Here is a 25,628-nt window from a genome sequence, read left to right as displayed (position 1 = left end):
CTTCAATAGGCTAATTTATATAGTATTTCGCTTAAAACATCGATTCCCCTTTCCAAATCCGGAACACTCGTAAACTCCTTAGGCGAATGGCTGACTCCGTCCTTACTTGGGACGAACAGCAGGCACGTCGGACAAAATGAACCAAACACTTGCGCATCATGCCCGGCTCCGCTGACCATATCCTGATAAGGTATATTTTTATCTTCAGCAATTTTGCGGACAAGGCGATTCATTTCCCGATCCATGGCAACAGGTTTGACATCCATCCATTGTGAAATCTCCATCTTCATATCCGCTTCTTTCGCCAAGGCATCGAAAGCCGAAAAGATTTCCTTACAAAACCTATCAAGAATCACTTCCTCGTGATGCCTGATATCGAGACTGAATTCCACTTCACCAGCAATGACATTCGGAACATTAGGTTCAACATCCATTCTGCCAACCGTCGCAACTAAATCCGAGTCCATCCCCTTCGCTTTTTTCGTTAAAAAAGAAATGAATTCCGCAGCTGCACTGACTGCATCCTTCCTGTAAGACATAGGAGTGGTGCCCGCATGATTGCTTTCACCAATGATTTTCACCGTATAACGGCGCTGCCCGACAATATGGCTGACGACCCCGATCGTATTCTCATTCTTTTCAAGCACCATCCCCTGTTCTATATGAATTTCAACGAATCGGTCAATATCATCGCGGACGGGGGTCATATAGGCTTCAGGTTCAAACCCTGATTTTTTCATGGCTTCCAAAAAAGAAATTCCCTCTGTATCTTTTAAATGCTTTACGTTCTCAAGACCATAGACTCCTTTGATATTCCTCGACCCCCAAAACGTCAAGGGAAATCTGCTTCCTTCTTCCTCACAAAAAGAAACGACTTCAATCGTCCTCCGAGGCTGCCCATAGGCTTTAAACAACCTCTTAACTGCCAGGAAACTAGCGATGACCCCATATGCACCGTCATATTTCCCCCCATCCTTGACCGTATCTATATGAGAGCCGGTCAGAATGGTTTCATCGGTGGAATCGGTCCCCTCAAGCCTGCCAAACAAGTTGCCTACACTATCAAAATATGTAATCAGGCTTTCTTTTTCCATCTTTGCTTTCATTGCATGCTGAGCTCTCATCCATTCCTTGGAATATAATAAACGGGTCACCCCATTACTCTCCGTTGCCCCGAAAGATGCTAACCATTCAATCATCGAAGCAACATCATCCTTTTCATCTATGAATTTTTCGATTTGAATTGCCATCACTTCGCTTCCCTTCTCAATATCCATTCATGTTATGAATATTCACAAATATATGTTATCTACTATTTTACTTCTTTTCGCATATAACTTCATTGGCAATTCTGTTAGTATTTTGGTGTTTTTTTGTGCAAAATAACCAACTAAAATCCAATCCAATAATGCCTGTAAAAGAAGAAGAGAGTGCCCACTAAACATGGACACCCTCTTCTTCTCAACTTGTATAATTCGAACCTAAGCCCAATTCCCTTAATAGCTGACGATACGCAATCGACGTCTTATCTGCGACGATATGCGCTTCCGCTTGTAAATCTAGAGGCAGCTCCTCCGGCTTTTGATTTTCAACCATTTCCTTATCTTCATTGAAGATCTGTAAATTGAATTCATAGGTATCTTCTATCGGAGCATCTAAATCAAAGTTACGGGCCATCGGCGAAAACATTCTTGTCTTACGTGCAGAAACTGGACTGGCACAGTTCAGGATATGAAGTTTTCCGTCCTCCGGGAAGTGGACAGTCAGCCTGGCCGCAAGCGGTGGATAGATATCAAAAACACGGAGCCATTCAAAGTTGGCAGGTTCTAAATGCTGCATGCTTTTGCCATAATTACTGACGGAACTTAAGTATTCCACGTGCAGGCCATACTCCGTTTTTTCCACTTTATAACTAGGAACGATAGGATTGTTACGATCAGCGAAGCTTTCTGAATGTACCCAAGCAAAGTGGGACACATCCAAAAAGCCTTCCATCTGCCGACCGGCTGAACCAGCAATGTCAATGGATGGAGGCAGGATGTTCAAATATTCATCATCATCCCATGCCGGTAACTTCGGAATATCCTCTTTATCGCTCGCAATCGATGTCCAAACCAAACCGTAGCGTTCTACCGTGGGATAAATATTAATACAAAGACGCGGGGATATTTTAGCATTGGGATGTGCAGGAATCCCAGTACAATTACCTTCAGGGCCATATCTAAAACCGTGGTAAGGGCATACGATATTATCATCTTCCACCCACCCCATACTTAATGGCACACCACGATGCAGACAAAGGTCCCTCGCAACGATGATCTTCCCACTAGCCCGATAAAGGACAAGGTGCACATCGAGAAGCTTAATGCCTATCGGTTTTTCCGACACTTCCTCGACTGCTGCCACAGGAAACCAATATTGCGATAATACATCCCAGTCCGCTTTGCTGAATGTGCATTCTTTTGGAAACGGCGTGACTCTTTTTTTCTTACTTGAAGCAACTGTGCCTTCACTCATTTTATCGTCTCCCTTATTCCCACGTTATTTTATTTTTATAAATATTAACAAAATTCAGATATTATGTCACTAACAATGTTATAAAACCTTACACACAAACCCAATTTTGTATACCTCAACAACCCAAACAATGAAATTTGTAAGATATACCAAAGGAATTGTATGATATGATAATGAAAATCTGCAAAGCATGTGAGTGAACGGAGGGATTCAGATAAATATCAGTTACATGCACTAAATTAAAACCGATCAATTCCCTGGATTCATATACAGCTTTAATTATAAAACCACTTCAATAATCTAATTTTCCAGAATGAGGTGTATCAGATGAAGGTAACCGAACTTTTAACATTGCCCGCATTAACCGGCATGCATTTAATTGCCGGAGGAACAGGGCTCGAACGCGAAGTCAAGACTGTCAATATGATGGATGCTCCAGATATCATCAACTTTTTAAAACCAAATGAATTCCTTGTAACCACAGCTTATCACGTAAAGGACAAGCCACACCTTTTGTCATCACTTGTCGAAGCGATGGCAAATCAAGGCTGCGCAGCCCTAGGGATAAAGACACGGAGATTCCTAAAAGAAATACCCGAGGAAGTACTGGTTCTAGCCAATGAATTATCCTTACCAATCATTGATCTTCCAGCAGAATTGTCACTTGGGGAAATCATCAACCATACATTCCGGGCGATTTTGGATCAACGGGCAACTGAATTGACTTTCGCCATGGAAACACATAAGCAATTCACAAACTTAATCATGCGGGGTAAAGGGATTCAAAAACTGCTTGATCATTTATCGAATATGATTGGATACCCCATTTTATTAGTTGACCAGTACCTTAAACCGATATTCCATCCAACCTCAACATCCGGAATTATTCCAATAATCAAAAAAATGAACAGTGAAGGATACCGATTTCATAAAACCATAGCTTCGTTCTTTTCATTTTCATCTCTATCCAATAAACAAACCTATACCGTATTCCCCATCTATATGGATGAAGAAAAATTTGGCTATTTGACAATATCAGGAGAAATCAAGAATAGCGATAACCTGATAACACTGACGATAGAGCAGGCAACTAATGTCATTTCTTTTGCCTTGATGAAAGAACATGCCCTTAAACAGCATGATCGGAATATCCGAAATGATTTCTTCCTTCATTTCCTGGATGGGAGTTTCTCTTCACAAGAGGAAATCATAAACCGAGCAAAAGAGTTTTCCTTACATAATGAACAAGCCTATATATGCGCAGTCGGAAAAATCGATGAATCCGAATTGGCCAAAAGTTACACACAGCTACAACGAAGGGCTGATTCGATATACGAGTTTTTGGAAGATGAGCTTCGCCTATCACCTAATCCCATTCACCTCTTTACAAAAGGTAAGAAATGCATTCTTTTATACGAAGTGAACGAAGTCTCTGGCGATGTTCTTCAATATGTCGAAACCTCGCTAAAATCATTGCAAAAGATAACAGCCAGCCAATTCGACTGCACGATATCTTTCGGAGTGAGCCATATGAGACCGAACTTTTTACAGACCAAGAACGCTTACAAAGAGGCGAACGACTCCCTTCTGGAAGGAGGCCTCTCGAAAAGGACAGAATACATCCAGATATTCCGGACGAAGGATATTATGGAATTATTGAGAATCATCCCCGAAGAAGACCTAATGAATTTTTACCTTTTCGCATTACAGGGATTTTCAAAGATTTTCACCGAGGAGGAGCAATCCTTATTACAGACATTATCAGTCTATCTCGAAACGCATTGCCAAATATCCGAAACTGCCAAAAGATTATTCGTTCACCGTAACACCGTTGTATACAGACTCGAGAAATGTGAAGAGCTGCTCGGCAAGAGCTTAAAAGATTCAGAGACCACACTACAGATACGACTTGCCCTTCGCATTAAATCCTTACTTAATATATAAAACCCAACCTCTTCTCCCTTCACTTTATGCAAGTTGTCTATATCAACAACCAAAAATTGTCTAATCTAACTAATGACAATTTTCTGATTATTCATTATGATGGTATTAATCATAACGAATTCGTGTGATATAATATGACAACCAATTAGAGGAGGGAGTTTTTTTATGAATGAAAGAATTAATAAGTCCAAGGCCTTCTCGTTAGGTCTTCAGCACGTTCTTGCCATGTATGCTGGTGCCATCTTGGTACCGATCATCGTCGGCGGAGCATTGGGGTTCACTTCCCAACAGCTCGCCTACCTTATTGCCATTGATCTATTAACCTGCGGAATCGCTACATTATTGCAATCCTGGAAAAATAAATATTTTGGCATTGGCCTCCCGATAGTATTGGGAACTTCTTTCGTGGCAGTCACCCCCATGATATCCATTGGCAGCAATTATGGCATTTCCGCTATATATGGATCAATCATCGCCGCTGGGTTATTCATCATTTTATTCTCCAACATATTTGGTAAACTACTTAAATTATTTCCGCCTGTCGTGACCGGTACCGTCGTCATCATCATTGGATTATCCTTAGTGCCCACCGGCATAAAGAATATGGCTGGCGGTTCTGGCAGCCAAGACTTCGGTTCAGCCGAAAACTTAATGCTTTCTTTCGGTGTCCTCGCTGTCATTCTGTTAATTAATCGCTATTTCACAGGATTCATACGCGCCATTTCCGTTCTGATTGGCATCATCGCAGGAACGATCGCTTCAACATTTTTTGGGAAAATAAACTTTTCCACGGTCGTCGAGGCTTCTTGGTTCCATATCCCTGCACCTTTCTACTTTGGTACACCCACCTTTGAAATAGCTCCCATTCTTACGATGATATTGGTTGGCACAGTCATCCTTATCGAATCCACTGGCGCATTCCTTGCTCTCGGAAAAATAACAGATAGGGAATTGAGTGAAAAAGATATTGTCAAAGGCTACCGCGCAGAAGGCCTGGCATTCACTTTAGGTGGCATTTTCAATGCCTTCCCTTATAGTACATTCGCGCAGAATGTAGGTCTCGTTCAATTATCCGGAGTGAAAAAAAGAACGATCACCATTGTAGCCGGCTTCATTTTAATCGGGCTTGGACTGGTTCCGAAAATCGCAGCTCTCGCTACACTGATTCCTACTGCCGTCCTCGGGGGTGCTACCGTCGTCATGTTCGGAATGGTTGTTTCATCAGGAATTAAAATGTTGAATGACGTCGATTTCTCGGATAATGCCAATTTATTGGTCATTGCTTGTTCAGTCTCACTCGGACTGGGCGCCACCGTCGTTCCCGAGTTATTCTCGAGCCTGCCGGAAGCAATCCGTATCGTTGTCGGTGATGGAATCATAACAGGAAGCCTGACAGCCATCATCCTGAATTTGATCTTGACTCCACGCAAGAAAAAAGCCGCCGATAGTACCATCCCCGATTCAGATCTAATGGCAAAAAGTATATAAGAAGGAGACTGGAGATGATTACTCTTACTTCATTAAATGCACTAACCGAAAAGGAATTTACGAAGTTCCTTGGGGATACTTTCGAACATTCACCTTGGATTGCAGAAAAATCGGCAGGCAATAAGCCCTTTTCTTCAATAATCCACCTGCATCGATGCATGGTGGACATTGTAGGCAATTCGTCAAAGGAAGATAAGTTATCGTTAATCAGGAAGCATCCGAACCTTGGGGACAAAGTTGAAATGAGTGATGATTCGATTAAGGAACAGCATGGCGCCGGTTTAAAGGACCTTACGTTCGATGAATATGAAGATTTCATATCATTGAACCGGAAATATATGGATAAGTTTGGCTTTCCATTTATCCTGGCTGTGCGAGGCAAAGATAAAAATGACATATATCAATCGATGAATACAAGGATTCACCATGCAGAAGCAGCCGAGTTCGATAAGGCCTTAACTGAAATCTATCAAATAGCCCTATTTCGTTTACAGGATAAAATTAAAATTGAAGGAGAGAATTTAATGAAAAATAAATCAGCCGCACAAACACTTAGTTATGGAAAAGGGAATGTTTTTGCCTATAGGACCTATTCGAATCCTTTAACCGGAATCAAGCAAATTCCAGAATCCACTTTTTCAGGAAGAGGTCATATCATTTTTGGCACGAATGTAAAAGTTTCCGTTGGCGGCTCCTCTTTTCTTCCCTCATTCACGGAAGGAGACAATTCCATGGTCGTCGCGACTGATTCGATGAAAAACTTCATCCAAAGGCATTTAGCTACATTCAAAGGCGCAACATTAGAAGGATTTGCTTCATATGTGTCAGAAGCCTTCCTAAACAAATATCCTCAAATCGATACTGTTAAGTTGATTGCTGAAGATATCCCTTTCGAAGCAGTGACTGAAGCAACGGACCCCCAATTGAAACCGAGTGACCTTGTATTCAAAAAGTCCCGCAATGAACGGGCCATGGCTGCCGTCGAAATCATCCGTGGGGAAACTGGCAACGAGATCGTTCAGCAAAGCAGTTCCATCCTCGACCTTCAATTAATCAAAGTAAGCGGGAATTCTTTTGTCGGTTTTGTCCGTGATGAGTATACGACGCTTCCCGAAGATGGAAATCGTCCGCTTTTCATCTATTTGAATCTCCATTGGGTCTATGCGGATCAAAAGGATGCATTCGGCACGGATCCCTCTAAATACGTAGCTGCCGAACAGGTAATCGATATTGCTACATCCGTTTTTCATGAAATGGAAACTCCTTCGATCCAAAATCTGATTTATGAAATCGGCTGCCGCATTTTAACTAGATTCCCTCAGCTTCTTGAAGTTACATTCGAATCCCAAAACCACACATGGGATACAGTCGTTTCCGAAATACCGGACTCCAAAGGAAAAGTATATACCGAGCCGCGCCCGCCATATGGTTTTCAGGTCTTCACCGTTAAAAAGGAAAATCTCGAAAACAACAAAATCCTGGCTGCCGCTGAAGAAAACATCGGTTAAGGAGTATATATGCCTGGTATAACAACACATATATTGGATTTAATGCATGGCCAGCCAGCCGAAAACGTGACGATTGAATTATACTTTTCCGAATCATCCACCGCTAGCTGGCAGCTGCTCCAGTCAGCTGTCACAAATCCAGACGGGAGGCTCGATGTCCCGCTGCTGAACGCAGAAAACACCAAAACGGGAAACTACGAAATCGTTTTTCATATCGGGGATTACTTCCGGAATAAATCCATCGAACTCCCTGATCCGCCCTTTTTGGACCTGGTTCCCGTCCGATTCGGACTATCTTCCCCATCCTCTCATTATCATGTGCCCTTGCTCGTTTCCCCATGGGGCTATCAAGTATATCGTGGAAGTTAAAGAAACTGCCGGAGAAGATTCCCTCCTTCTCCGGCAGTTTCTTGTTTGATTGATTATAGTCAGGATCGTTCCACTATTAATCCGAGTAATAAAGATCTATTATAGATTGCGATATCTGGGATACTTCAAGAATAGAGTTTTGGAACGTAGATGCTAGTATCTCCTCAAGCGGAACCGCAAGAAGATCACGGTCGAGGACAACATATCAGCAAGCTTCCCTACCTAATTCACGCTCCCCGAATGTACCAATGGCCAAGCCGCCAGTATAAGCTTATAATGCTTCGGCAAGGGCGTTCCGTTCATGTTGATGCCATACTACTTTTTTTCCACTGCAGTCGATTCTCGTTACTGCACGATAATCCTTTGTTTGTTTTTTGAAGGGGGTGGGGTTGGGAGTATTTCCTTTTGTAATATAGGGTCGTATGTATCGACACGACGGTCTCTAAAGAATTGTAGAATGTTTCTAGTCTTTTCTATTTCTTTTAAATCAATCTCTTTTACAATAATTCCTTCTTCATCATCAAGTGAAGCTAAAATATTCCCTAATGTATCGCTAATGAATGAACCACCGTAAAAATTCATGTCTTTTTCCTGGCCTACTCGATTTGTTGCAGCAACGAATACACCATTAGAAATGCCATGAGCAGAAATTGCCTTTTCCCAGGATGGTCTTGTTGATATCTCAGGATGATCTGGCTCTGAACCTATGGCAGAAGGATAGAATAATATCTCCGCACCTTGTAAGCTCAAAATTCGGGCAACTTCTGGAAACCACTCGTCCCAACAAATCCCGACACCTATTTTTCCATAAGCAGTTTCATAGACAGGATACCCGGTATTGCCTGGAACGAAATAATATTTTTCATGATACTGGGGACCATCCGGAATATGATTTTTTCTTGTAATCCCTAAACATTCTCCATCTGCATCAAATACAGCTGCACTATTAAAATAAATACCAGCACCTGCTCTTTCGTAAAAAGGAACAATCAAGACGATTCCTAATTCCTTTGCTAATTCACCCATTTCGGATAATGCACCGCTATCTACATCTTCAGCTAAATCATAATTTTCCACACTTACCGTTTGTGGAAAATATTGCGAAGAAAATAATTCTTGTAAGCAAACGATTTGCGCACCTTTATTTACTGTTTCTTTTATTTTCTCTATCGTTTTTTGAATATTTTCCTCAATGAATTCCCCGCAATGAATTTGAATAAGACCAACTTTTACTTTTGACATTTTCTCACTACCTGACTTTTTTATTTTTTTATCTTATACAGTTGGGACGACCTGGTTTTCATATACAACCTTTCCATCCATAATCGTCATCTTCACTTCAGTTTCAAGAATTTCCTCTGTTGATATGCTAAATAAATTTTTATTCAATACTGCGATATCCGCTATCTTTCCTGCTTCCAATGTACCTAATTCTTTTTCTCTAAAAGATCCGTATGCCGGTGTAGCCGTGTAGTATTTTAATGCTTGTGCTAAAGTAACTCCTTCCGACTCCTGCCACGCCTTCCCGGTTAAATCTTTTCTGGTGATTGCCTGATAAATACCCATCATAGGATTTAGGGGTACTACAGGAAAATCTGTACCAAAGGCAATTTCAGCACCAGTATCTTCTATTGTTTTGATAGGATAATAGAGAGGTTGTTGTTTTTCACTAATTCTAGCTGTATATGCCTCACTTTCCATTAATTCAATATGTTTGGGTTGAAAGGAAGCGATTACACCTAATTCCTTAAAGCGATGGACATCGTTTGGATGCAATACCTCCACATGTTCAATGACATGTCTGGCATCTCTTTCTCCATTTACGTTTCTTGCTTCTTCAAATGCATCCAATGCTAAGCGGACAGCACCGTTACCAATAGCATGGAAACGAATTTGGAATTTTTCCTTATCTGCCTTTTTTACTAATTGTTTAATTGTTTCAGATGGATAAGTGGTTCCACCTTTTGTTTCAGGACGGTCTTTGTAATGATCCAATAAAAAAGCAGTATGACTTGTCACAACACCATCTATAAATTGTTTTAATCCAGAAAAGGTAAGCTTGTCTGACTGATAATTTTTTTGTAATTCCTTCGCGACAGCTAAATCCATTTTTAACTCCGGAGAAAAGTGAATTCTAGTTGTAAGTAACCCTTCTCTATCAAATTCCTTGAAAATTTCAAGATCGTCTAATGGGTTTGGCGCAATTTTAGCTCCGTATAAATCATTAACGGATGTGATTCCCAATCTTTTTGTTTCATCGAGAAAACCTTGGAATAGTTTTACACGTTTTTCTTTCGGTAATTTATATGCATGTTCCGATGCATATCCAATAGCCTGTTCAAATAGAAGGCCTGTCAGTTCCCCATTTTCATCTTTTCCAATTTCTCCATATTCCGGGTCTGGGGTATCCTTCGTTAATTGAATCATTTCTATTGCTTTACTATTGATCCATGCGTAATGCACTTCTGCATTGAATAATAAAACGGGACGATCAAAAATATATTTATCTAATGTTGTTCTATGTGGTAGCACTTTCTTTTTCCAATTGGTATGATCCCAGCCAATACCAAATATCCACTCATCATTTGGTCTTGTTTCTGCAAATTCACCTACTAGTTTAGCTACCTCTTCTTCTGAAGTAGCATCAAATAATTTGGCACTATCCTTCTGTAAAATGCTTCCCATCATTATGTGCATATGAAAATCATGAAACCCCGGAATGATTAGTCCCTCTTCCATGTCATACACTTTGGTTCGATCCCCAATGAATGACCATATTTCTTCTTTAGGACCGATCTCAACAATTTTATTATCTTTAATAGCGATAGCTGCTTTTATTGGCTCATCTTGTAGCCCAGTAAAAACTTGTTGACCAGAAAGAATGATGTCTGCCTTTATCATTTTTGTCCTCCTTGATAAATCTAGCTTTTATGCTTGAATTTCATTTTCCTTCGCACTATCAATAGAAAGCTCTGGTGGCCGTTCACTAAACATTTTCGTATTGGAAAGGAGCATGATGAAACCTATTCCAAACCATCCTAGTCCGAGTAAAAGTGCCTTTGAATCAAGACTAGTCCATAACCAAATTGTGAAACTGGTTCCAATCAGAGGCAATATTAGGTATTTTAGTTTGTTAATTCCGTTTCGCTGTTTCTCCCTAATAAAATAATGAGAAATAACCGAAAGATTAACAAATGTAAATGCAACGAGCGCTCCAAAGTTAATAAAGGATGATGCTGTCACTAAATCAACAAATAAAGCAGATAAAGCAAAAATTCCCACTAAGATAATGTTGTGTGTTGGAGTTTGAAATTTTGGATGAATATGACCAAATATTTTCTTAGGAAGAACTCCATCTCTTCCCATCGCATACAAAAGTCGCGATACACTTGCGTGAGCTGATAAACCAGATGCTAGCCCCCCTGTAATGTATCCTGCTAGAAAAATAGATTGAAATAAATTACCCCCGATGTATATAGCAATTTCTAAGGCAGCAGAATCTGGATCTTTAAAGGCTTGGAAATTTGGGTAAACAAGGTGACTGATGTATGAGATGACGATAAACAGACCTCCTCCTATTAATGCTACGAGGAAAATTGCCTTTGGTATTATTTTTTTAGGATTAATGGTCTCCTCTGAAAATGTAGTGACAGCATCAAATCCTAAAAAAGATAAACATAAAATAGAGGATCCTGCTAATACTAAGGATAGTGGTATATCTCCATTCACAAATGGAGAACCCATAAATAATGTCCCTGAACCCATTCCGTTTAGTAACCCTTTAATTGAGAGGAATGTAAATATAACTATTATTAAGAACTGACAGGCAACTAATAAAAGATTTATCTTTGTTGCTATTTTCACTCCCATTATATTTACAGTGGTGATTAAAATTACAAAACCAATTAACCAGACGGAAAAAGGAACGGATGGAAAATATGCGTTTAAGTAAATAGCGATTAGTAATCCATTAATCATTGGCAAAAATAAATAGTCTAATAGTATAACCCAGCCTACTAAGAATCCAATATGAGGATTAAGAGCCTTTTGAGTAAATGTATATGCAGAACCGGCAACAGGATAGGCCTTAACCATTTGACCATAACTATAGGCTGTAAACAACATACCAACTAAAGCTATAATATAAGCGGCAGGTACCATCCCTTTCGTTATTTCCGCAACAACCCCATAAGTAGAAAAAACTGTTGTAGGTGCCATATAAGCCAATCCAAATAGCACTAAAGGAAATACTGTTAACGAACGTCTTAATTTTGCATTCTCCATGTATCACTCCACCCTTAATCGTACTTAATTAACTTATATGCAAAAATCATACCAAGTGAGGGATGATTATTTAGAGCTTGAATTAAAGTCACTTTCCCAATAATTACAATATATAGAATCTTCAATAAACTGATAGTTTTATGCAATTTTACATCAATTATTTAAGATTGCATAATTAGTCGTTAAAGACGGGTTCCATAAGAAAAGGAGCTGCCAAAGCAACTCCTGGTAAAGCACCGGTTAATTCAATATCAGTTATTTATACAAAATATCATCTCTTAGTGAAGCAACTTTAGTTAAAGCTGTTTCTATGTCAGCTTCATTCACTCCAAAATGAGCAAGTGCATCGCTAAGATGATTTACAATAGCATTAAAATGGGCTGGTTGCAGATCCATTCCTTGGTGAGCTTTTGCCATGGATTGTCCAGAATATTGTTTTGGGCCACCTAATGCAAAACTTATAAACTTTGTCTGATGACCGCGTTGTTTTTCCATATCCGTTTTTTCAAAAAAATGATTAACTGTATCATCCTTAAGAACCAACTCAGAGTAAAAATAGTCCACAACTTTTGCAATCGCTTCTTCTCCGCCAACTTTTTCATAAAGTGTTTGTTCCATATATACACTCCTACTTTTTAATTAATAGAAGTATTCTCTGCAGAAAATTTGTTTTTATTCCTTATCTATTATTTAATCCCTTTAATCGAAAAAAGCACCTTATGTAACTATGCCTATTAAAATCGATAAGAAAAAGTCTGCCATAGCAACTCCTTTAATGAAGTAAAGCGCCTGTCAGTCATTAGGAAAAGCCTATTCTAATTAAACGTGCCCTATTGTTGGAGTTGAACTCGGTTATCCATTTATCCCTCATCTATTTCAGCTTGTTGCTACCAAGATGTTGAGAATGCATAATTGATTTGGGGAATTCTTTATTACATTCACTGTTCATTACCTTTTATTTTACATATTCAAATTGGAATGTGACAAAATTGTAATCTAACTTCCTGTTACATCTATGGTGGAGAATAGGATGAATTTTATAGTATGTAACATGAGGAGGAGATTTACGTTGAAAAAAGTATTACAAAGTAAAAACTTATCTAAATCCTATGGAAAGACATAGGTTTTAAAGAATATTGATCTGACAATAATTTCGGGTGAATTTACAGCTATTATGGGGCCTTCTGGTTCAGGAAAAACAACACTGATGAATGTGCTATCGACGATTGATAAATTTTCTGGCGGGGAAGTCTGGCTTGAAGAACAGGCGCTGTTAGATTTAAACAAAAAGGCATTACGTACATTTCGCCAAGAACGAATGGGTTTCATCTTTCAAGATTACAACTTGCTTGATACTTTAACGATCAAAGAAAACATTCTTCTGCCCCTTTCATTAAGGAAATTTTCTATAGATGAGATGGAAAGACGGCTGAGACCAGTCATTCAGGCATTGAATATTGAAGAAGTTCAGGATAAATACCCTACGGAAGTTTCTGGTGGTCAGAAACAAAGGGCATCATCTGCACGTGCCATCATTACAAATCCTGCGATTGTCTTTGCAGATGAACCTACAGGTGCGCTTGATTCCAGATCAGCAACACAATTATTGGAACAGTTAGCTACCTTAAATGTAACCTTTCAAACGACTATCCTTATTATTACGCACGATTCGTATGCAGCAAGCTTCTGTAAACGAGTTATCTTCTTGCGTGATGGAGGAATCGTAAACGAGCTTTATAAAGGTGACCAAAGTCAAAGTGACTTCTTTGATCGAATCCTTCACATCCAGAGTGCCATGGGAGGGATTCAAAGGTGAACTTACTGAATATGAATGATAATTGAAGATGATGAAAAGATTAGAAAAATAGTGGCTGATACACTAACGAAGTGGAAATATGAAGTTAATTTTAAACATAACAATCTCCTATTCATGGACAGAATCGATAAAGGTTTAACCTGCGTTTTAGCATCTAATACTAATTATTCCAAACTCCTGCCTTTTGTACAATACGTCACTCAAGAATATGGCCCAATTAAGCAACTATAGAGACGAAGTGAAACAAAGCCCTCCTCCAAAATTCCCCTTTCGGCAACTTTATTTGGAGACGCTGGAATTCCCATAGCCATTACGATTTATTCAAATCCCCATGCTTTGGAAATGACAGGAAAAGTCATTATACTTTTATCAGGTAATTTATACCAAAAAAATAATTGTGTCCGGATACTATATTCGCTTCGCTCTCCCAAAATCAAGAGCTAATCACCAACTGTATTTAATATTTATAAAAAAACAAAGTATAAGAATGTAATAGAGTGGATAAACTAATAAAAAAGGAGTGGGAGATTATGGAGACTAAAACTAAAGAAGGAACGAAAGAAATGTGGAGCGAAATTCATGATTGTATAAATCGAGTAATTGATGAAAAACATGATTTATCTTTTCAAAAGAAGAGCAATGATAATTATATGAATCTATATATTCAAACAGCCGTTTTACACACCTTATTTGAACTTTCAAATGAATTCAGGAAAATTGAAAGGAAATATACCAAATTGTGATATTTCTAGAAAGGCATGTACCAACTTTGACTATTATTGTGGATTAGGATAAAAAAACTCCCTAAGAGCCTATTAATACCAAAGTAATATCCAATCTTTCCTAGTCCACGTTTTCTTTCCAACACTAAACATTACTATATAATATCGATCATTTCCGATACCACATTTGACCAAGTTCCATTTGTTCTTTACCTTCCCTACAAATAACCTCTTTATTATTCCAACTGAAAATCCACTTTTGAAAAATGTTTTTTGCAATACTAATTAAAAATAAACTCTTCATACACATGACAAAACCCCACCTGTTATTAACAACTGGTGGGGTTTCTATTTGCCTTCTACATCTACATCAACCGGGAGGTCCATCTTGTGTAATCACGCCCTTTCATTTAAACAGCTAATTTACTGTATTCATCCAACTGATCTTTGGTTAAATTTTTGATGAAGTGATCGATATTTATCGACTCCATTTCATACCTTTCACAAATCTTTAAATAACTTTCATAAGCTTTATCATAAGTGTTCATCATCTTGCTCCCCTTTCTGTTATATAACAATTAATTTAACTTAAAAACAATATATAACAGAGTCATTCCCGCGTCAATATAATTTTCTGAAATTTCAGAAATAACTCATATTACCTTTAGTATTACCCCTATTGTTCTTCGCTAACCGTATCACTTAACAAAAAAGAGACTGACACAAATTTAATTGGATAATTGGCCTTCAATAGCGAAGATGGTATTTTTCACATAATTAAAGTGACAATAAAAAATTTTTTTGTTTATTTAAATGAGTATGTAGTTATTGCTTACTGATTTTTGAATCGAATGATTAGTAGAATCTCGGAACTGTTTTTATACACAATTAACTAAAACCATTGTATGATATGATAAAATAAATATTTTGAAAGTGAGCTGAAAGCTTATGATGTGGTCACCGCTATTCGAAAATGATGTACCTGCAGTCATTCTTCCTTAACGGTAGAAAACTTGCAACTCCGTTAAGGACTGGAAAGATCTAGTTAAAACGGAGGGTACAAAATGAAAAACACTTTATTAGGTTCTTTATATTTATCACTCGCTGCTAGCATTTGGGGCGGAATGTACGTGGTGGTAAAAGTTGTGGTAGACGTTGTTCCACCACTTGAATTAGTTTTATTACGATATGTAATTGCGATTTTAGCATTGCTAACCATTGGTTTAATAACAAAACAATCTTGGCGGATTGAAAAACGGGACTGGCTATTAATTCTCATTATGGGACTTGTTGGAAATACAATCTCCATCGTAACCCAGGAAGTCGGTACGCTACTTTCTACTGCACAAATGGGAGCCATCATTACTTCAACTACACCTGCATTTATGGTGATATTTGCACGTATCATTTTAAAAGAAAAGATTACTTTTAAAAAATCAATTTCGGTTATTTTAGCTACAATCGGTGTCGGTATCATTGTCGGAAATGCCCATATCGGTTCATCTCACCAACTTGGGGGCGTATCACTGCTTATTGCTGCATTAACTTGGGCACTTATGTCAGTTCTAATTAAACGTGTACCTGGGCAATATTCACAACTGGTTGTAACTACCTATGCTGTGCTTGTGGCAATTGTCTTTTTAACACCTTTTACAATTAGTCGATTGGATGAGCTCGATTTCCAAGCAATAATGCATCCATCCATATGGGGCGGCCTTTTATACTTAGGCGTTATTTCGACAGCATGTGCCTTTTTACTGTGGAATCGCGGACTGCAAATGCTTACCGCTTCAAGTGGTGGATTATTTTTCTTTTTACAACCTATAGTCGGTACGTTTTTAGGCTGGTTATTACTAGGTGAGCAAATCGGCTTGTCTTTTTGGATAGGTACAATATTAATTTTTATTGGTGTGTTAATAGTCATTCGGGAAGAATAACCGTAATAAAAACGTTGAATGGTGTTTTATATTAAAAAGTACCCTATAGAGACTTTTAAAAAAGTCTGCCTATAGGGTACTTTTTGTAATAAAAAAGCGGATTGGAAAAAGTTGTGCTACTATAGCAGGCCCGGCAGTATTCTCCTCTGTGGAGCCTTAAAAGGAATTCATACATTTATTCCATCATTTTATTAACCTATTGAACGAAAACAACAAAAGTCTCTGGGTACAAGTGCAATAAAAAGTCCAGAAATGATTAATAGTTTTCTTAAGAACAGACGCTCATTTCCCCATGTACATTTGTAATTTTCAGCTCCGGTTTTTAGAGATCGGAATCACTACGCAATTAGGTGCTCATATTTTTTTCCTCTATAGCAATCATAAGCTCCCGGATACTTTTCATATATTCAAGGTTTTGAATGGTTTCTGATAACCTCTGCGCAGGTTCTTTTCCTAGAAATGGCGTGGTCAGCCTAAAAAACTTGTCTTTTTTTTCTTCAGCCGTTAAGGGGTAATTATAGTCTCCACGAGCTTGCATAATTTCTGATTGATAAGTGCATCCATCCTGCATTAGTATTTTAACCATACTTAATGCTTTTTCAGGGAATGCTTCGTTAAGTTGTTGATCGATTACCACTGAAATCTTGTCCATAATGCTCAAAATTTTTGGATCATCCAGATGGTCTATTATCTGTTTTGGACCCACTTCACCGTAAGAAATAAATGCTGCAACAGGAAAAAACAGATTGTACTGTGCTTCCTCTGTAGTTTCTGGATAATCTTTCGATAATGCTGCCGATTCTGTAAATGTATGAATTACTATTTTATTAATATTTGTGGATATTAGTATATTTTTAGTTTGTATTTCCCTAATTGCCTCAATAGCTGGCTGTGCCCACCGGCAGCATGCATACGGCTTATAATACAGTTCATTTACACGATAGTTTTTTCCTAAATCGTGTGTAAGCCCTTCTGCTTCTTTTTGTGTAAATAATGATGGAATACCTGTATAGCCTGCTTTTGCTAAATGAGCTGCACTAACCCCGGCCATACATCCCCAATTAATTCCGTCTTTTAACATAGACGGGTGTTCGATGCAGCGCATCATTGGAGAATAAGCACCAAAATATTCTGCATTGCCCAGTGCGTTCCCAATCGTATTCCCTTTTAGTCCTAAAATGTACGAAACACCAGCTGCAGCACCAACTGCTCCCCAAGAGCCTGTGCAATGATAATCTGGCCGGCTCAGGTGTGCTGCAATTCCAGCACGGATACCCACTTCATAGCCTATAAGGAGTGCCGTCAAAAACTCTTCTCCGCTTATATTATTTTCTTCTGCAACGGCGAGTACCGCGGGAAAAACAACCGCGCCGGGATGCCCTTTTGTGAAGCGATGACCATCATCTAAATCTAGGGCATTTGCCATTGTCGCATTGACAAAAGCTGCCCCGGCAGTCGTTAATCTTTCACGGTACAGGATGAGCGAACTGTTTCCCGTCCCCCACTGCGATACAGCAAATTCTTTTGAAATCTCTGCTGCATTCGTATTTCGACCTGCAATAGTACAAGCGATAATGTCTGCTAGAGCTTCTTTGAGTGAAGTTAATGTGCCTCCGTCCAAACATTTTATCGACTCAGATTCTATGTAGGTGATGAGTGAGTTATTTGCTTTCATCTCAATCTATCATTCCCTGTTCAACCAGCCATGTTTTAGCAACTTCATTAATATCTTCATGTTTAATATCAACACGATAATTTAAATCCTTCATTGTATCTGCATCTAAATGTTCTGACAGTTCATTAAGAAGATCTCCTAATTCTGGATACTCCTCTAATACTTCTTGACGAATGACAGGTGCTCCATTATACGCTGGAAAAAACTTACTATCATCTTCCAACACAAGAAGTTTAAACCCTTTAATGCGACCATCTGTAGCAAAACCAACAGCTACATCAACCTGGCCTTCTTTTAAAGAATTATATAGAAGTCCTGTATCCATTTTGACGACATTTTTAGCTGGTAAAGAGAAATTATATTTTTTCTCTAAACCTTTCATTCCATCTTTTCGTGCATAGAACTCAGAGTTTGATCCAAGTTTTAATTTACTAGAATTTTTCTTTATAAAATCTGCAAGATCGGATATTGATTTGATTCCTAATTCTTTTGCATAATCTTCCCGCATTAAAATAGCATATGTGTTATTAAACTCGGATTTATTTAACCATTCAAGTTCATTCTTTTTGTCCAGTTCTTTTACTTTTTCATATGCCTTATCTGGATCAGTTTCAACAGGTTCCTTTAAATAGACCATTAATGCCGTACCCGTATATTCCCAGTACACATCGAGCTGGCCATTTTCAAGCGCGGACCGGGCCACTGTGCTCCCCATACTACTTGCTTCATCGACTTTATATCCTTTTTCTTTTAAATAAATAGAAGTAATTTGCGTTAAAATGTGCTGTTCAGTAAAATCTTTCCCGCCTACCGTTATTTTCCCTTTACTTGCATTTGAACCGGCATTGGACTCCGAAGAACTGCATGCTGTAAGCATACAGGCAAGAAGCGCGACACAAAATAATAGGCTAAACTTTTTCATTTTACATCCCCCTTTATTGTCTTATATAAAATCAGCTTTTCTTTGTAACCCTTTCGGAGTAGTGACTTCTTCAATTTTCCCTAATAGAAAATCAATTGCAACGGCCAAAAAGATTACAGGAATGGCACCTGCGAGCATAATGCCTGGATCGTAAAGTGAAATTCCGGTAAATATAAGGTCACCTAACCCACCTCCTCCAATTAAGAAGGCAAGTGCAGCTGATCCAACATTAATAACTGTTGCGGTACGAATGCCAGCAAGAATCGCATATGACGCATTCGGGAGTTCAAGCTTGAAAAGAATGAGCTTTTGCGTCATCCCCATTCCTGTTCCAGCATCAATAATTGATGGAGGAACCGATTGAATTCCAGCGATTGTATTACGTAAAATTGGGAGAAGTGAGCTGAACCACAACGCAAATACCGCTGTTTGCCACCCTAAACCTAAATAACTCATTACAAGCGCTAAAATTGCTATACTCGGAACCGTTTGCCCGATATTCGCAAAATTCACTACTATAAATTCAAATTTTCTAAACTGAGGTCTCGTAATAAAGACCCCCAGCGGCACGGCCACAAGAATGGCTGCCATCGATGAAAGCGCCACCAATTTCATGTGCTGTCCGGCTAAGTATAGAAGTTCACCAGAGTTTTCTTTTATATATTGAAACGCACCTGATTGGAAAGTATAAACGAGTAGGGCAACAATAATTAACACTAACAACGCGCGAATCATTATTTCTATCTTGTTAAATTCCTTCATCAAAACCCCTCCTTATTGAACTATTGACTTTAACTTCGAAGGGTGTACACCTGTCAAAACTTCAAAGTCACCAATACCTAGTACTCCGCTTGGCTGTCCTTTATGATCCATAATCACGGCTTCCCCTTTTGGGGATGATAATAATAGAGAAAGTGCTGTTCGAAGATCTGTATCAATATTAACGACATATTCGCTAGATTCAATTGTCATATTCATTTTACGATTCACCTTTTTCGCTTTATTCAATAGATCCCTAACCGTTAATAGCTGTAACCGTTTAATTTCACGATCATTCCCAATGAAATTCTTCACGAAATCATTTTGGGGATTAGACAAAATCTCATCCGGTGTTCCATATTGCATGATTTGGCCATCGTTAAATATAGCAATTTTATCCCCAAGGCACAAAGCCTCATCGATATCGTGACTAATAAACAAGATTGTTTTCTTTACATCTTTTTGAATTCGTAAAAATTCATTTTGTAACTTATCACGAATAACCGGATCCAGTGCTCCAAATGGTTCATCCATCAACATGACGGGCGGGTCTGCCGCCAGCGCTCTTGCCACTCCTATACGCTGTTGCTGTCCTCCGGAAAGTTCCCAAGGATAACGCTTTCGGTATTCCTCATGGTTCAATCCCATCATTTCCATTAATTCTTTGTAACGTTTTTTCATTTCCCCTTCGTTCCAATTCAGCATCTTTGGAACAACATTAATGTTTTCTTCAATCGTCATATTCGGAAACAAACCATTTTGTTGAATCACATAGCCGATTGAGCGTCTTAATTCGATTGGGTCCAATGAGTAAATATCTTTGCCTCCTACTTCAATAGTCCCATCTGTAATCGAAACCAGACGATTAACCATTCGTAAAAGTGTTGTTTTCCCACAACCTGAGGGGCCAAGGAATACACAAATCTCGCCTTTTTCTATTGTCATATTTACATTATCCACTGCTTTCACCGATTTGCCAGAGCTTTTATATACCTTCGAAACATTTTTAAATGTAATCATAAGACATCCCCTTCCCTATCCTATATGAACTTTTTTGGGCGAAACCCGTTTTTGTACCTGACCTAGTAAATAGTCAGCCGCGATCGCTAATATTGAAACAGCAATGGCTCCAGCTTGAACCATCTCTGTGTAACTTGTGGATATCCCTCTTGCGATATATACACCAAGTCCACCCGCACCGATATAGGCTGCAATGGCCCCAATTCCAATCGTTAACACAACGGCCATTCTAATTCCTGCCATAATGACTGGAAGGGCAATTGGGATTTCAACTTTTAGAAGACGCTGCCATGTTGTCATTCCCATTCCTATAGCCGCGTCACGCATATTGGGATCCACATTTTTAACAGCGATGAATGTATTACGGATTATTGGAAGCTGCGAGTATAAGACCAAGGCGATAAACGCTGGTAAAAACCCAATTCCCTGATTAATAATAGATAAAATCGGAATCATGATACCGAACAGTGCAATACTTGGTATCGTCATAATAATACCTGCAACTGTCAGTACAAGGTTTGACAATTTATCGTGCTGTGTAATATAAACTCCAAATGGAACACCGAGTAAGATGGCTACCCCAACCGCTAATCCAACTAATTGGATGTGTTCCCATGTCATTGCTAAAAGGTCCCCCCAGTTCGAACCGATAAAGTCTAATAGTTCCACTTCGTTCTCCCTCCTTTAATTTTAATGACCAGCTGCTGACTTATAGTTATACAAGTATTAGGCCACATTAAAAGCTATATTTCAGGAATTTTTTAATTCAGTTGTAAAAAAATGTTATTTTCAATGTGTGTCAATCTTTTTATATATGGAAATACTACGGTCTAGTGTCACTTCCATAAGCGTTTGCCTACTTAATTAAACAAGCATCCGCTAATATTTCTACAATGTGTTTAGCATCCACATCACCTCTAGTGCCGCTTCTCTCTACACCTAGTTTCATTTGGAGCAGGCACCCCGGATTAGTTGTAACGATTGTTTTTGCTTTGGTTTCTCCAGCTTTACGCATTTTTTCATCTAATATTTTCATCGATTCATCAAAATTGATTAAATTATAAATACCGCCAGAAGCACAGCAACGGTCACTACCCTCCATCTCCAAATAACTTGCACCAGGTATAGACCTAAGAAGTTGCCTAGGTTCTTGAAATACTCCCTGGACATTTCTCAAATGGCAAGAATCTTGATACGTTATAATACCATTCCATTCTTTTTTAAATGGGAGAGGACCAAACTTCACCAGAATTTCGGTAATATCTTTTGATTTCCCTACAAATGCTTCACTGCGCTTTTTCCATTCTGATTCTTGGCCCAAAAGGTGATTATACTCACTAAGCATCGCTCCGCAGCCTCCTGCGTTATTGACATAATAATCAGCACCGGACGCTTCAAATGCTTCTATATTTGCTTTTGCGAGTTTTACAGCCTCTTCTTTCAAGCCTTGATGGGAATGAAGTGCACCGCAACAATTTTGATTTTTCGGAATAATCACTTCACAGCCAATTGCTCGGAGCAGTTCAATTGTAAGTCTATTAGTCTTAGACATGATAGCGTCCATGATGCACCCCGGGAAGAAGGCAATTACTGCTTTAGTCTCACCTTTTGCAGGGAATTTTTGACCGTATTTATAACGTTTATAGGGGGCTTCGAGCTCCGGCAAGACCTTTTCAAACTGTCCCATGGACTCCGACACTTTATTAATCATTTTTATTTTTTTGCACCACTTTATTTAAATTCGTTTTTTGATACAGCCAGGTTAGGTTGCCTAATGTACGAAGACGCTTTCGGTGCGGAAATAAATTTGTCAACGTAAACTTGACCGCTTTTGTTTGAATCTTCGGTTTACTATTTTGCTTTTTATGATGTTCATGCTTTTGATTTTCAGTTATGACTTCTTTGGCTGCCTCATAAATTTGTCCGTATGGTACATTAACCGGACACGCTACTTCACAAGCTCTGCAACCGAGACAAAGGTCAATTGGTTCAGCTAGATCTTTTTGAAGATCGATTTTTCCCTCTGCCGCCATTTTGACCAGGTTAATTCGTCCGCGAGGTGATTGCGATTCCTTCCCCATAGATTCATAGGTTGGACAAGCAGGGAGACAGTATCCGCACTGCACACATTGATTGGTTGCCTCATACGAAAGATCATGCAATTTTTGGGTAAACTTATCTGTAAGCGCTAGTTCCTTTTCAAGAGGAGCTTCATTCATATTAGTTCCACCTTTAGCTTTCCAGGCTGTGGAAATATTTTTCCTGGGTTTAATATAGAATTTGGATCCCATGCATCTTTAATTTTTTTCATCATGAGCAGACCATCAGATCCAAGCTCCAATTCCATATATGGAGATTTTAATATCCCAATCCCATGTTCCCCTGAAAGCGTCCCGCCAAGTTCTATAGCAGCTTCAAAAATTTCACTGACTGCATCCTCGACACGTTTCATTTCTTCTATATTTCTCTTGTCGGTAATAATATTGGGATGGAGATTACCGTCCCCCGCGTGACCAAAAACTACTAAGTTCAGCTGATATTTCTTACGAATTTGATAAAGCTTTTCAATCATCGCGGGAATTTGACTTCTTGGTACTGTCGCATCTTCAGAAATTTTCGTTGGTCCCATTTGTGTAATAGCTGGAGAGACCATTTTACGAGCTTTCCATATCTCATCACGCTCAGCATCTGTTTTAGCCACTTTGACATTTGTTGCGCCTTGTAAGAGACAGATATCTTCACACTTTTTTATTTCTGCATCGATTGCCGCCGGATGACCGTCTACTTCAATGATGACAATCGCTTCCGCCTCAATTGGCAAACCTGCTGGTGAGTAATTTTCAACCGCACGAATACATGCATTATCCATTAATTCCATCGCACATGGTAAAATACCATTTGATAATATTTTTGTTATGGCGTGCCCCGAATCAGCAATTCGTACAAATGAAGCTAATAGTGTTTTTCTTGCAATCGGTTTTGGAATAAGACGTAAGATGGCTTCTGTTACAATTCCCAGTGTGCCTTCCGATCCAACTATGAGTCTTGTTAAATCGTAGCCTGTCACATTTTTAACTGTTCGCCCCCCCGTCCGAATAATTTCCCCGGTTGGCGTAACAACTTCCAAACCAATCACATACTCCTTCGTAGTACCATATTTCAAGCCTTTTGGACCACTTGAATTTTCCAGCAAGTTTCCTCCAATTGTTGAGACATGGGAGCTGCTTGGATCGGGAGGATAAAATAAGCCCACCTCTTCTGCCTTTTGTTGTATGTCACCTGTAATTACACTTGGTGAGGAGATTGCCAGTAAATTTTCACGGTCAATAACAAGTTTTTTCTCAAATTGTGACATATCTAGAATCATGCCCCCTTCAACAGCAAGGGAACCTCCGCTTAAAGAGGTAGCTGCCCCTCTTGGGTAAACAGGAATTTTAAATTCGTTTGCTAGCTTGACTAAGTCTGCCACTTCTTCTTTATTTTTTGGTTGAACAACGATTTCCGGCAAGTATTCACCGAATGAAGCATCAAAACTGTAAGAATATAGCTCTGCTAAATCTGTCAGTACCCTATCTTTTGGAACGATGGTATATATAAGTCTAATCAGTTGCTCTTCCATCACACGTCACCACCTTCACTATTCAATATCTAAAAGCTGCTTTGGATTATGAACAATCATCCTTTCTATCTCGGTTTCCGTTATACCTTCTTCGATCATTTCACCGACAAAACGACTTAATGCTTCTATTGGAGGAATATTGTGTTCTTGGCCATAATCAGTTACAAGCACACAGGACATTGGCCCGATTTCACGTATAGACTTAGCCATTTGAGCTACCGTTAAGTCTTGAAAATCCTCACCACAGGCTAAATAGCATTTCTCGATGATAGCGCCCTTTTTGGCAAACTCTTTTTGCATTTCAATTGAGACAGGGGCAATGCCTAGATCTGCATGCTGAATTAGAATTTTATCGATATGACGTTCTTTGGCTGCATCAATTAAAACAGCCACTTCTTCTTCCGATAAATGACCTGTTGCAAGGGTTATATTTGCCTCACTAATAAGTTCCAGAATTTCAATGACTTCAGGTTTTAACTGTTTATTCTCATTTAAAATGGTTAAACCGTCTTCAATGGGCAGGCTCCGTTCACTATTGAAAAAACGGGTTTTCTTCTTGGCAAAATTACAACAATGCTGATTTGCTGAAATAGTAGGCATCCAAATTATTTTGGCACCCTGCCTAATTGCAGCATCAACAGCTTTGGGTGATAAGCCACCTGTAAATTCATTTAACACAAGTCCACCGTAAACATGAAGATCAGGCTCTTTTAAGCGTATTAATGTAGTGCGGTCTACTGTTGATGCCTCATGTGCCTTTAACACGGCCCCCGCCATTTTAGCCTTTTTTAGGTCTTCTATAAATTCCCAATCAGTTTGCTTTCTTGGGAAAATACTCGGATACGTATGGCAATGCAACTCAATTGCACCTTCTAATAAAGGATGAAAACCCATCATGCCACTCCTTTTTTTGAATTTATTCCTTTAATAGAAATGAATGCAAGAACTATGCCACGCTATAATAAAGGTTTTTTAAAAAATTCTTCTTTTATTTGTAAAAAAATTTTTCTCTTTGAAAAAATCCTTTTACAAAAAAAGTGAAGATTGC

Annotated in this window: 24 protein-coding genes and 1 pseudogene; 9 read left to right on the top strand and 16 right to left on the bottom strand. The window is 38.9% G+C overall.

The window, feature by feature from the left end; genetic code table 11:
* Positions 1–2 precede the first annotated feature (2 nt).
* Together allC and ABIE66_RS05300 are read right to left on the bottom strand one after the other, a co-directional pair.
* Positions 3–1,250 (bottom strand): allantoate deiminase, encoded by a 1,248-nt coding sequence (gene allC / locus ABIE66_RS05305; protein WP_289327243.1) that lies wholly within the window; start codon positions 1,248–1,250, stop codon positions 3–5.
* A gap of 211 nt (positions 1,251–1,461) precedes the next feature.
* The gene (locus ABIE66_RS05300) at positions 1,462–2,517 is read right to left on the bottom strand and encodes an aromatic ring-hydroxylating dioxygenase subunit alpha (protein WP_370014091.1); all 1,056 of its coding nucleotides are present in this window, start codon (positions 2,515–2,517) and stop codon (positions 1,462–1,464) included.
* A 327-nt stretch (positions 2,518–2,844) separates the two neighbouring features.
* Here ABIE66_RS05300 and ABIE66_RS05295 point away from each other — a divergent pair, with 327 nt between their 5' ends.
* The 4 genes from ABIE66_RS05295 to uraH all read left to right on the top strand — a co-directional run bounded on the left by ABIE66_RS05295 (position 2,845) and on the right by uraH (position 7,826).
* Positions 2,845–4,461, top strand: coding sequence for a PucR family transcriptional regulator (locus ABIE66_RS05295; protein ID WP_370014090.1), 1,617 nt, complete (start codon positions 2,845–2,847; stop codon positions 4,459–4,461).
* A gap of 165 nt (positions 4,462–4,626) precedes the next feature.
* Entirely contained in the window at positions 4,627–5,949 is a 1,323-nt protein-coding gene (locus ABIE66_RS05290) for a nucleobase:cation symporter-2 family protein (protein WP_370014089.1), read from the top strand.
* 14 nt (positions 5,950–5,963) lie between these two features.
* Positions 5,964–7,457 (top strand): factor-independent urate hydroxylase, encoded by a 1,494-nt coding sequence (pucL, locus tag ABIE66_RS05285; protein WP_370014088.1) that lies wholly within the window; start codon positions 5,964–5,966, stop codon positions 7,455–7,457.
* Positions 7,458–7,466: 9 nt separating this feature from the next.
* Positions 7,467–7,826 (top strand): hydroxyisourate hydrolase, encoded by a 360-nt coding sequence (gene uraH / locus ABIE66_RS05280; protein WP_370014087.1) that lies wholly within the window; start codon positions 7,467–7,469, stop codon positions 7,824–7,826.
* Positions 7,827–8,171: 345 nt separating this feature from the next.
* On the opposite strand, the gene ABIE66_RS05275 is transcribed toward uraH, so the two are convergent.
* The 4 genes from ABIE66_RS05275 to ABIE66_RS05260 form a co-directional block, all read right to left on the bottom strand.
* A complete protein-coding gene (locus tag ABIE66_RS05275) occupies positions 8,172–9,068 on the bottom strand; it encodes a carbon-nitrogen hydrolase (protein WP_370014086.1) in 897 nt (298 codons plus the stop codon).
* Positions 9,069–9,101: 33 nt separating this feature from the next.
* Entirely contained in the window at positions 9,102–10,727 is a 1,626-nt protein-coding gene (locus ABIE66_RS05270) for an amidohydrolase (protein ID WP_370014085.1), read from the bottom strand.
* 27 nt (positions 10,728–10,754) lie between these two features.
* Positions 10,755–12,110, bottom strand: coding sequence for an APC family permease (locus tag ABIE66_RS05265; protein WP_370014084.1), 1,356 nt, complete (start codon positions 12,108–12,110; stop codon positions 10,755–10,757).
* Positions 12,111–12,365: 255 nt separating this feature from the next.
* Positions 12,366–12,728 carry a group I truncated hemoglobin gene (locus ABIE66_RS05260; protein ID WP_370014083.1) on the bottom strand — a complete coding sequence of 121 codons (363 nt, stop codon included), beginning with the start codon at positions 12,726–12,728 and terminating at the stop codon, positions 12,366–12,368.
* Between the two features lie 451 nt (positions 12,729–13,179).
* Here ABIE66_RS05260 and ABIE66_RS05255 point away from each other — a divergent pair.
* The 3 genes and pseudogenes from ABIE66_RS05255 (at position 13,180) to ABIE66_RS05245 (ending at position 14,669) form a co-directional block, all read left to right on the top strand.
* A pseudogene (locus tag ABIE66_RS05255) lies at positions 13,180–13,926 on the top strand (ABC transporter ATP-binding protein).
* 15 nt (positions 13,927–13,941) lie between these two features.
* Positions 13,942–14,157 carry a response regulator gene (locus ABIE66_RS05250; RefSeq protein WP_370014082.1) on the top strand — a complete coding sequence of 72 codons (216 nt, stop codon included), beginning with the start codon at positions 13,942–13,944 and terminating at the stop codon, positions 14,155–14,157.
* Positions 14,158–14,456: 299 nt separating this feature from the next.
* Positions 14,457–14,669, top strand: a complete 213-nt coding sequence (locus ABIE66_RS05245) for a hypothetical protein (RefSeq protein WP_289323940.1) — start codon at positions 14,457–14,459, stop codon at positions 14,667–14,669.
* Between the two features lie 389 nt (positions 14,670–15,058).
* Here the strand turns inward: ABIE66_RS05245 and ABIE66_RS05240 are convergent, their stop codons facing one another.
* Positions 15,059–15,196, bottom strand: a complete 138-nt coding sequence (locus tag ABIE66_RS05240) for a hypothetical protein (RefSeq protein ID WP_289317688.1) — start codon at positions 15,194–15,196, stop codon at positions 15,059–15,061.
* Between the two features lie 516 nt (positions 15,197–15,712).
* Here ABIE66_RS05240 and ABIE66_RS05235 point away from each other — a divergent pair.
* Positions 15,713–16,585, top strand: a complete 873-nt coding sequence (locus ABIE66_RS05235) for a DMT family transporter (protein ID WP_289323938.1) — start codon at positions 15,713–15,715, stop codon at positions 16,583–16,585.
* A gap of 346 nt (positions 16,586–16,931) precedes the next feature.
* On the opposite strand, the gene ABIE66_RS05230 is transcribed toward ABIE66_RS05235, so the two are convergent.
* The 9 genes from ABIE66_RS05230 to ABIE66_RS05190 all read right to left on the bottom strand — a co-directional run bounded on the left by ABIE66_RS05230 (position 16,932) and on the right by ABIE66_RS05190 (position 25,474).
* Positions 16,932–18,260: an MmgE/PrpD family protein gene (locus ABIE66_RS05230; RefSeq protein ID WP_370014081.1), complete on the bottom strand. Its 1,329-nt coding sequence runs from the start codon at positions 18,258–18,260 to the stop codon at positions 16,932–16,934.
* A gap of 1 nt (position 18,261) precedes the next feature.
* Positions 18,262–19,182 carry a glycine betaine ABC transporter substrate-binding protein gene (locus tag ABIE66_RS05225; RefSeq protein WP_370014080.1) on the bottom strand — a complete coding sequence of 307 codons (921 nt, stop codon included), beginning with the start codon at positions 19,180–19,182 and terminating at the stop codon, positions 18,262–18,264.
* A 21-nt stretch (positions 19,183–19,203) separates the two neighbouring features.
* On the bottom strand, positions 19,204–19,944 hold the full coding sequence (locus ABIE66_RS05220) for an ABC transporter permease (RefSeq protein WP_370014079.1): 741 nt from the start codon (positions 19,942–19,944) through the stop codon (positions 19,204–19,206).
* Between the two features lie 12 nt (positions 19,945–19,956).
* Positions 19,957–20,961, bottom strand: a complete 1,005-nt coding sequence (locus ABIE66_RS05215) for an ABC transporter ATP-binding protein (RefSeq protein ID WP_370014078.1) — start codon at positions 20,959–20,961, stop codon at positions 19,957–19,959.
* Between the two features lie 15 nt (positions 20,962–20,976).
* On the bottom strand, positions 20,977–21,630 hold the full coding sequence (locus ABIE66_RS05210; RefSeq protein WP_289333292.1) for an ABC transporter permease: 654 nt from the start codon (positions 21,628–21,630) through the stop codon (positions 20,977–20,979).
* 187 nt (positions 21,631–21,817) lie between these two features.
* Complete coding sequence (locus ABIE66_RS05205) at positions 21,818–22,672, bottom strand: (Fe-S)-binding protein (RefSeq protein WP_370014077.1); 855 nt, start codon at positions 22,670–22,672, stop codon at positions 21,818–21,820.
* The gene (locus ABIE66_RS05200) at positions 22,665–23,180 is read right to left on the bottom strand and encodes a 4Fe-4S dicluster domain-containing protein (RefSeq protein WP_370014076.1); all 516 of its coding nucleotides are present in this window, start codon (positions 23,178–23,180) and stop codon (positions 22,665–22,667) included. The genes ABIE66_RS05205 and ABIE66_RS05200 overlap by 8 nt, the downstream gene beginning before the upstream one ends.
* On the bottom strand, positions 23,177–24,580 hold the full coding sequence (locus ABIE66_RS05195; RefSeq protein ID WP_370014075.1) for an FAD-binding oxidoreductase: 1,404 nt from the start codon (positions 24,578–24,580) through the stop codon (positions 23,177–23,179). The genes ABIE66_RS05200 and ABIE66_RS05195 overlap by 4 nt, the downstream gene beginning before the upstream one ends.
* 18 nt (positions 24,581–24,598) lie before the next feature.
* Complete coding sequence (locus ABIE66_RS05190; RefSeq protein WP_370014074.1) at positions 24,599–25,474, bottom strand: DUF6282 family protein; 876 nt, start codon at positions 25,472–25,474, stop codon at positions 24,599–24,601.
* Here ABIE66_RS05190 and ABIE66_RS05185 point away from each other — a divergent pair.
* On the top strand, positions 25,463–25,621 hold the full coding sequence (locus ABIE66_RS05185; protein WP_370014073.1) for a hypothetical protein: 159 nt from the start codon (positions 25,463–25,465) through the stop codon (positions 25,619–25,621). The two genes, ABIE66_RS05190 and ABIE66_RS05185, sit on opposite strands and share 12 nt — an antisense overlap.
* Positions 25,622–25,628 lie beyond the last annotated feature (7 nt).

The sequence above is a fragment of the Peribacillus sp. B2I2 genome, from assembly GCF_041261685.1.
Classification (GTDB): domain Bacteria; phylum Bacillota; class Bacilli; order Bacillales; family DSM-1321; genus Peribacillus.
Note: the sequence above shows the minus strand (reverse complement) of the source record. Positions and strands in the feature narration are given on the sequence as shown.